The sequence below is a fragment of the Microcoleus sp. N9_B4 genome (assembly GCF_036701635.1).
In the GTDB taxonomy this organism is placed as follows: Bacteria; Cyanobacteriota; Cyanobacteriia; order Cyanobacteriales; family Microcoleaceae; genus Microcoleus.
Map to the genome: position 1 here is coordinate 1 of NZ_JAUBRC010000100.1, position 5,200 is coordinate 5,200.

Consider the following 5,200-nt stretch of genomic DNA (forward strand, 5'->3'; position numbering starts at 1 on the left):
AGCTCGTCAGCAGGGTTTTGACATCACTGTTAGTGGTTGGCAATATGGCTAATTGAGAATGGTGCAAGATCTCAGTTAAAACGAAGTATTTCGGAAAAAACCCGGTTTCTGGGGCCTCGCGATCAGGTTTTTTGGTGGATGGGCGATCGGGTTTTTTGTTGATGGGGCGATCGAATTTGAGAGAAATGTGCGATCGGGTTTTTGGGTGGATGGGCGATCGGGTTTTTTGTGGATGGGGCGATCGACTTTTTGGGAAACGGGCGATCGGGCAATAAGTTGTTCACCAATAAGTGATTAATGGAAACCCGATTAGTGCGATCGTTACTTGTTTCTCGGATTCTATCAGGTTCAAAAAGATTGTGAGTAAAATAAACGGGGTTTGCGTCAGTTGTTTTTGTAAATGAGTCTAGTAAAATGTTGGTAACATATTTTTTGGAATAGGCAATCGTGTAATAATTCTGCTGCCTATCTTTTTTTACCACAACACAGATCAATCCTTACACCGTCTGGATTTGGGGCGGGTTGTCACCCCCCAGCACACTAACAATCCTATTTTTTAATAGTCGCTTGCAAATAAAGCAGCGGGTCTTCAGCAACCCAACCCAAACCCGAATTGTACCGAACTTCAAAATGCAAATGAGATGGCGGAATGTCCCGTTTTCCCGTCGTCCCCACAGTTCCCAAAACTTCTCCAGACTGCACTTTTTGACCGACTTTTACCACAATATCTTTCAAATGAGCGTAGCGCGTTTGCTTCCCCGCTTCATGGTTCACCACCACTAAATTCCCGTAATCCCCCTGCGGCCCGGCAAAGGCGACAGTCCCTTCGCCCGCAGCCAAAACCTGCGTACCCTCCGATGCCAAAAAATCTACCCCGCTGTGGAAAAAAAATTCGCGCCGCGCCGGATGCAATTGCCGCCCGTAACGCAAAGCTTGCACTGCTGGGGCGGGCAGCGGAAATCCTTGCACCGATTGCGTTGCATCGGGATTGATAGAAGGCCCGATCGACCTATTCACCGCTGGCACAAACACCGTTTTCCCCAAAGGCCTGCACCCATTCGCCTCAAATAGCAAATCTGCGGGCACTTTGTAAGCTTCTGCCAGTTTTTGCCAATTCCAGCCCGCAGGCACTTCTACCTCGATGCCACTGTACGGAGGAATGACGATCGCACTTCCAGCAGATACTCCACCGCCCCCCAACATCGGATTTATCCCGATCAGCGCCGCAGGGCTCACATTGTACTGCCGCGCGATGCTTTCTATTGTTTCGCCCTGGGCCACAGTGTGGCGACGCAACCGAGACATAGCCGGACTCGGGCAATCGCGGGCCGGGTCGGGGTTTTCCACAGGTGTACCTAAAGGAAGATTTGCAGGTGGGAGCTCGGTATTTGCCGCCGTTTTCTCAACGGGTGCGATCGACCAAATTAATGCAAAAATCAGCGGAAATAAGCGTTTCAAAGTCATTATGTACATAAAAAAGTATTCATTTCGGACAGTTGACAATTTTAAAATCCTGTAAAATTGCATATTTACAAGCTCTAGCCACCCCCCAGACTGTAAATCCCAGGCTAAGCCAAGTTAGGATGAGAATTATTACTTTGATTCGCTCTTGGCAAATCCGGCAAAATTGCCTGTGATGCCGATGGGCGCCTGCCTGTTAACAGCTATGTTCTTGAGGAAGCGGTACGCCCCGCCCCGCTTCCTTCCCGTCGCCAAGACAAAAATGCTTGATTCGGAACCTGTCTGCGGGGATGAGGTATTTAGCGGGAGTTATTAAATGAGTTTATCTTTTAAGCAAGCGACCCTTTATGTGACTTTGCTGTCAATCGGCGGAGGTATGGGATGGTTGGGAAATCGCTATCTGCAAGGCTCAAACAATCTGGAAACCGGATTGGTTTTGCCAGTAGTACGCCAGCAAATCCCCCCCTATCCCTCTCCTTCAGTTCAGGAAAATCGGGCAGTCGATCGCAGCAATCCCAATTTTATTGCTGAAGCAGCCGAAAAAGTCGGCCCGGCTGTAGTGCGGATTGACGCCTCAAGCAAGGTGGCGAATCAAGTGCCCGAAGCATTCAAAAATCCTTTGTTTCGTCGGTTTTTTGGGGAGAATTTGCCACAGCCGGAAGAACGAGTCAAGAGAGGTACGGGCTCCGGGTTTATTCTCACTTCTGACGGCCGCATCGTTACTAATGCTCACGTTGTCTCCGGGACGGATACTGTCAAGGTAACGCTCAAAGACGGCCGCGAGTTTGAGGGTAAGGTGCAGGGAGTCGATCCGCTGACGGATGTGGCTGTGGTTAAGATTAATGCTAAGGAACTGCCGCAGGTGGCTTTGGGTCGATCGGACAATATTGTACCGGGACAGTGGGCGATCGCGATCGGCAATCCTTTAGGTCTCGACAATACCGTGACTGTGGGCATTATCAGCGCTACGGGTCGATCGAGTTCCCAAGTCGGCATCCCCGACAAGCGAGTCCGCTTCATCCAAACCGACGCCGCCATCAACCCCGGCAATTCTGGTGGCCCGCTGCTCAATGACCAAGGCGAAGTAATTGGCATCAATACCGCCATTCGCGCGGACGCTCAGGGCTTGGGATTTGCAATTCCGATCGAAACCGCCAAACGAGTTTCCGATCAGCTATTCGCCAAAGGTAAAGCCGAACATCCCTATCTCGGCATTCAAATGGTCAGCTTGACTGCCGCCACCAAGGCAGAACTCAACAAACAGCTCGATAATAATAAAATTACCCTCGATCAAGGCGTTGCCGTGACGCGAGTCGTGGAAAATTCCCCCGCTCAAAAAGCCGACTTGCGCCCCGGAGATGTCATTCAAAAAGTTGACGGAATTGCGGTTAACACTCCCGGGGACGTGCAAGAACGGGTGGAAAACACTGTTGTGGGCAAAGAACTCGAAGTTGAAATTAACCGTTTGGGTCAAGTTCAGAATATTAAAGTACGTCCGGGTGCTTTTCCCCTATCGGGTAGCTCCGCCGGTGGGTAATACAATTTTCGAGGTTCGATTAAAGAATAGGGAATAACTTACGGGATAAGGATTTGGAGCTTACCTACAGTTGCATTCTTTTTGGAAATTGGTATTAGTTGCAAGGGTGGAGGATGGAAGATGAATCTGATGCTTTATAGTCCTGGAAGCAGTAACCGGGTTTTTTCACCAAAATCCTCGGTGTAGCGCGAGGGATACCCGGTTAACAGCCCGGTTTCTTAATTCCCTGTGCCTCCACGATTCAGGATTATGGATTTTTCTGAACAACTTTCATCTTTCTTGCTTCCCCAACCCGTTGATCTTTTTACTTGTCTTTGGGTGAGTTTGGTTTAATCGAGCTGGTGCTTGCTAAATTTTCTTCTAGGTGCATCCTTTGCTCCATTTGCCTCAAAAAATAGCCTGTCATCATCGCTGAAGCTAGCAAACCTGCTAAGTTTTCGCGATCGGTGGTAATTTCGACGTTAAAATTTTCTGAAGGCAAAACGCCGACAAGTCCTTGAACGTTATGAGAGATTATTTCTCTGATGTCGGGGCTGACGGACTTGGCGACGCGGGCTAGAACCTCCGGGGATTGGTGTTGGAGGTACTTCAGCAGTGGATTGACTGCGGTTTGTTGGGCATTGGATGTGTCAAAGTCAGGGTGAAAAACCATTTGGCGATTCTTAATTTCTGGCTGGTTACATTCTACTTCAAACTACTCGTCATTGCTTGGGTACAAATTTGCCTGAAAGTCAAGTTGCAATTGTTTTGGCAGTTGGTCTACTTGAAAGTACCGATGAAATTTCTCGGTAACTTGTAACCAATACGACCGCCCCTCAGTGGGCCGCCGTTTGCGGACGAAACCCATTTCTACCAGTTCCTGCACTTGTTGGTAAGCTCCTGAACCTCGCAAGTTAACTAAATCTGGCTGAGCGATGCCGCCTTTGAGGGCGATCGCAGCCAGCGTCCGCAAAGCTCCCACACCTAATTCTGGAGGTATTAAAGTTTGCATTAAACTGGCAAACTCTTCTCTGAGTTGCAGGCTGTATCCTGTGGGGGTTTCGACGACTTCTAATGCACTGTCGCGGTGGGACGAGTCAGACATGAGTTCGATGATGGCGTCTTCGGCTTCGGCTCGATCGCACTTGGCAATCTCGGCAATTTCTGCGATCGACACTGGCTGACCTTTTAGGTAAAGTATGGCTTCTATTGTTGTGGCTAAGCGAGTCATTTGGGAATTAGTAATTAGGAATGGGGACGTTGAAAGAAGGAGGAAGAAGCAAGGAAGAAGAAGGACTAAGGAAAACAACAGTTATCCGTATTTCCGTAACTTCCCTGTCATGAATAATAGACCTCTTGCAAAAAAAATATGTGTTTCACTTAAAAGTTTGCTCACGTTTAGGTCAAACTTTGAATTATTGGGTTGATTGGCATCTCCTTAAACTTGTCCAGCCTGCTAGACAATAAAATTGTCTAAACTTTCGACAATAGCACAAAATTATTTTGCAAGAGGTCTAATGATTTTGGTGTGATGCTCAATTTTTAACAGGTGATGGACTTAACTCTGTTTTTGCAACAATTTTTGAATGGTTTGTTGATCGGCAGCGTGTATGCTATTTTTGCCCTGGGATACACCCCACGGCTGTTTCATTCTTGAATTTTAGGTGTGCTAAAATTCTGAATGAAAAAATTCCTATCCTCCTCGGGAACTCAAAATTCAACTATCAATAAAATTGATAGTTGAATAAGCTGTTTTTATTGGTGTGAATGGGTTTGGGGATTATATTTTTTAAATGGCGCTCAGAGAATTGAGCTAATATACCTTGTTAATTAAGTAAAAATATCAGCTTTTCTAGTTCGTAGTTTAGCCATCTTTGACCGCAAGTTAATGATGAAAAACCTAAAAATCGGTAAAGATTAAGAGCGATGGTTGTCAGGAGTGATAAATTAGTGACTGCTATGTAGTTATGTCTCGGCCATATAAGTAATTGGACAGAATTAATTACACACTGATTTTTTACTAGACAAGGCTTGTCGCAAAACTTTTGTGTAATTAATTGTGTCTTACTACCCACATTCCGCAGATATTCGATCGGATTTAATTTCAAAAGAATTCAGAATTCTCAAAGCCTCAAATGATTGCTCTGCAATCATTTGAGGCTTTTTTAAGATATAATAATTGGTGCAAGTAGAGCAACCCTTAAAACCATGAAAAAGCCATCT

General features: G+C 46.5%; 5 protein-coding genes and 1 pseudogene. 1 reads left to right on the forward strand and 5 read right to left on the reverse strand.

Features of this window, described 5'->3' with window-relative positions:
- Nucleotides 1-122: 122 nt before the first annotated feature.
- Together QUA43_RS30500 and QUA43_RS30505 are read right to left on the reverse strand one after the other, a co-directional pair.
- Nucleotides 123-482: a hypothetical protein gene (locus tag QUA43_RS30500; RefSeq protein WP_333293840.1), complete on the reverse strand. Its 360-nt coding sequence runs from the start codon at nt 480-482 to the stop codon at nt 123-125.
- Between the two features lie 67 nt (nt 483-549).
- Complete coding sequence (locus QUA43_RS30505) at nt 550-1,464, reverse strand: peptidoglycan DD-metalloendopeptidase family protein (protein ID WP_445302023.1); 915 nt, start codon at nt 1,462-1,464, stop codon at nt 550-552.
- A gap of 313 nt (nt 1,465-1,777) precedes the next feature.
- On the opposite strand from QUA43_RS30505, the gene QUA43_RS30510 reads away from it, so the two are divergent.
- Nucleotides 1,778-2,998 (forward strand): HhoA/HhoB/HtrA family serine endopeptidase, encoded by a 1,221-nt coding sequence (locus tag QUA43_RS30510; protein WP_333379494.1) that lies wholly within the window; start codon nt 1,778-1,780, stop codon nt 2,996-2,998.
- A 304-nt stretch (nt 2,999-3,302) separates the two neighbouring features.
- Here QUA43_RS30510 and QUA43_RS30515 read toward each other — a convergent pair whose 3' ends face one another.
- From QUA43_RS30515 to QUA43_RS31030, 3 genes and pseudogenes are all read right to left on the reverse strand, one after another.
- Nucleotides 3,303-3,650 (reverse strand): DUF760 domain-containing protein, encoded by a 348-nt coding sequence (locus QUA43_RS30515; protein ID WP_015177249.1) that lies wholly within the window; start codon nt 3,648-3,650, stop codon nt 3,303-3,305.
- Nucleotides 3,651-3,692: 42 nt separating this feature from the next.
- A complete protein-coding gene (gene scpB / locus QUA43_RS30520) occupies nt 3,693-4,208 on the reverse strand; it encodes an SMC-Scp complex subunit ScpB (RefSeq protein WP_333216442.1) in 516 nt (171 codons plus the stop codon).
- Between the two features lie 595 nt (nt 4,209-4,803).
- Nucleotides 4,804-4,929 (reverse strand): annotated as a pseudogene (locus QUA43_RS31030) (ISAs1 family transposase); the annotation flags it as partial.
- Nucleotides 4,930-5,200: the final 271 nt, after the last annotated feature.